3 protein-coding genes are annotated in these 2,659 nt (G+C 73.8%); 1 reads left to right on the top strand and 2 read right to left on the bottom strand.

Features of this window, described 5'->3' with window-relative positions; all coding sequences use genetic code 11:
- Nucleotides 1–80: 80 nt before the first annotated feature.
- Nucleotides 81–833 (bottom strand): sirohydrochlorin chelatase, encoded by a 753-nt coding sequence (locus ACWDCZ_RS40155; protein WP_387970670.1) that lies wholly within the window; start codon nucleotides 831–833, stop codon nucleotides 81–83.
- A 265-nt stretch (nucleotides 834–1,098) separates the two neighbouring features.
- On the opposite strand from ACWDCZ_RS40155, the gene ACWDCZ_RS40150 reads away from it, so the two are divergent.
- Nucleotides 1,099–1,503, top strand: a complete 405-nt coding sequence (locus ACWDCZ_RS40150; RefSeq protein ID WP_074003226.1) for a hypothetical protein — start codon at nucleotides 1,099–1,101, stop codon at nucleotides 1,501–1,503.
- Nucleotides 1,504–1,523: 20 nt separating this feature from the next.
- Here ACWDCZ_RS40150 and ACWDCZ_RS40145 read toward each other — a convergent pair whose 3' ends face one another.
- A complete protein-coding gene (locus ACWDCZ_RS40145; protein WP_449818571.1) occupies nucleotides 1,524–2,516 on the bottom strand; it encodes a D-alanine--D-alanine ligase family protein in 993 nt (330 codons plus the stop codon).
- Between the last annotated feature and the right edge of the window lie 143 nt (nucleotides 2,517–2,659).

The following is a 2,659-nucleotide window of genomic DNA, read 5'->3' as shown; positions in this document are numbered from 1 at the left end:
GGCGATCGTGCGGGACCCGGAGGGCGTGCTCAAGCAGCTGGAGGAGCGGTACGGTACCGGCCGGGCGGAAGTGTCGCCGGTCAGACCTTCGCGTCGCGGGCCTGGTGAAAGCGTTCCAGAACGAGCTCGACCAACTCCGGCGCGTCGACCAGCGGTTGGGAGACGCCGACCACTCCGGCCGCGGTCGAGGCCTCGACGGTCACGCGGAACAGCAGGCCGGCGGCGAAACAGTAGGACGCGACCGCGATCCGCCGGGCCCCGGCCCGGCGCAGCTCCGCCACCGCCTCGCCGGGGGTCGGCTCGGTGGCCGACGCGAAAGCGGCCCGGCACGGCAGGCCGAGCTCCGTGCCCAGCGCGGACGCCATCGCGGCCACCGACGAGGACGCGGCGGCGTCGACGCTGCCCGCCGCCGCCAGCACCACCGCGTCGAACTCGACGTCCAGTTCGGTGAGCCGGCGCCGCAGCGCCGCGACCAGCCGTCCGTCGGGCACGCCGGTGGGACCGCCCAGCACCGGCGCCACGATCGGTGCCTTGCCCGGCGGGTCGAGCAGTGCCTTGGGCAGGTCGACCCGGGCGTGGAAGGCGGCGGTCAGCAGCAACGGCACCACGACCACCTCCTCGTGCCCGGCTTCGGCGAGCGCGCCCAGCGCTTCACGGGCCGTGGGGCCGGCGTGCCGGAGGAAGGCCACCTCGACCCGGCTCCCGTGGGAGGCCTCGACCGCGCGGGCGAGCGCCCGGGTGGACTCCTGCGCCTCGGGAGCGAGGCTGCCGTGCGCCAGCAGGAGCAGTGCGCTCGGGGCCTGCTCGGCGAGCGGCTGGGGCGTCTTGATCACGTCGGTCACTGTCGTACCACCCTCGTCATGCGGTGCGAGTACTGCGAATACAAGGAAGTGACCGTCAGATTACCGTCCGTGACCAGCCTTGCCGGTGGCGCCGCGCAGGCGGCCACGAGCAGGTCCCGCCGGCCCTCGACCTCTCCCCGCGCCCCGCATCCGGGTGGACCCGCGCCGGGCCCCGCCCGAGACCGGCGGGAGCCCGGCGGATGCCCCCGTAGCCTGCGACCACTTGCCCGGCCCGACACCTCGAAGGCGGCCCACCATGGAAGCGTCCACACTCCTGCCGGCTGTCGCCGTCTTCTCGCTGGTGACCGTGGAGTTCGGCGGACACGCGCTGCTTCAGCTGACCACCGTCCAGAACGGCACGCTCACCCCGCTGCGCGAACGGTCCTTCCGCGCCGGCCACGCCCACGCCGGCGTGCTGCTGATCCTGTCCCTCGTCTACTTCCTCTACCTGCCCCGCGCGGGGTTCTCCTCCGGAACGGAGTGGCTCTTCGGCATCCTCCTGCTGGCCGGAGTGCTCGCCCAGTCCGGCGGCTTCTTCCTGCACCTCGCCCTCGGCACCGAAGGCCACTCCTCCCCCGGCACCCACCTCACCCGGGGCGGGGCCCTCCTCCTCGCCGCGGCGCTCATCGCCCTGGGCGTCGGCCTCGTCCAGCACCTCTGACAGGTGATCGTTTTCCCTCCTCAGTCGCGCGGCGCGAAGGCACCGCGCAGGACCCGCTCGACCAGCTCTTCGTAGCCGATGCCCACAGCGGCGGCCGTCAGCGGGAGGGTGGCGGTACGGCGCAGCGCCGGCAGGGTGTTGAGTTCGAGCCAGTGGAAGCCCCCGTCCGGGGCGATGACGAAGTCGCTTCGCGAGTGGCTCGAGCAGCCGAGTGCGGTGTGTGCTCGCCGGGCGGCCTCCCTGATCCCCCGTGCTGTCCCGTCCGGAAGGTCGGCCGGACACCTGAAGGAGTGCAGGTCCGGGCTGTTCTTCGCCGCGTGGTCGTAGAATTCGCCGGCGGTGAGGACCTCCGCGGCGGGGAGGGGCACCGGGTCACCGTCCGAGTCCAGGACACCGACCGTCACGGTCCTGCCCTCGACGAACGGTTCGACGAACAGGCGGTGGCCGGCGGCGCGAAGGTCCTCGAGCACCTGCGTCAGCCCGCTCCGGTCGCGGGCCACGGCGATGCCGATCGAGCTGCCCTCGGCGCGCGCCTTGACGATGACCGGGGCGGCCAGCCGGGCGAGGACGTCCTCGGCGGCCGCGTCGGCGGCCTGGGTGTCCGGCACGAGGACTCCGGCCAGCACGGGCACGCCCGCCGCGCCGGCCACGATCTTGGCGGTGGGCTTGTGCATGGCGAGGGCGCTGGCCCGGACACCCGAGCCCGTGTAGGGGATGCCGCTCGTCTCCAGGAAGCCCTGCAGCCTGCCGTCCTCCGCGTGCCGGCCCGCCAGCGCCAGGAAGGCCACGTCCACCGCGCGCACCTGGTCCGCGAACGCGGGATCAATGGTGTCGATCACCCGGATCCGGTATCCGAGGGTGGTCAGTGCCTGCGCGACGTCGGCGCCCGTCGCGAGGGAGCGGTCGCGTTCGCGGCTCGGTCCTCCGGTGAGGACGCCGACGACGGTGTCGGCGGGCCGGTGGTCGTGTCTCTCGGGCTTCGTGGGGTTCATGGGGTTCGTGGGCTGGGGCACCTTTCTCCTTCGGGCCCCCTTCGCGCAACCGGCGGGGTCAGGGCTCGGCCGGGCCGGGCCGCAGCGTCATGTAGCCGTCCACGGGGTGGAACCCGAGGGCGCGGTAGAGCGGGGCGCCGGCCTCGGTGGCGCGCAGTTCGATC

The sequence above is a fragment of the Kitasatospora sp. NPDC001225 genome (assembly GCF_053597855.1).
The sequence above is the reverse complement of the archived record's forward strand: the minus strand, read 5'-3'. Positions and strand labels throughout refer to the sequence as shown.

Bases quoted from the DNA above. Each gene is read 5' to 3' on its own strand.
- ACWDCZ_RS40150 (WP_074003226.1), top strand. From the start codon at position 1,099: ATGGAAGCGTCCACACTCCTGCCGGCTGTCGCCGTCTTCTCGCTGGTG.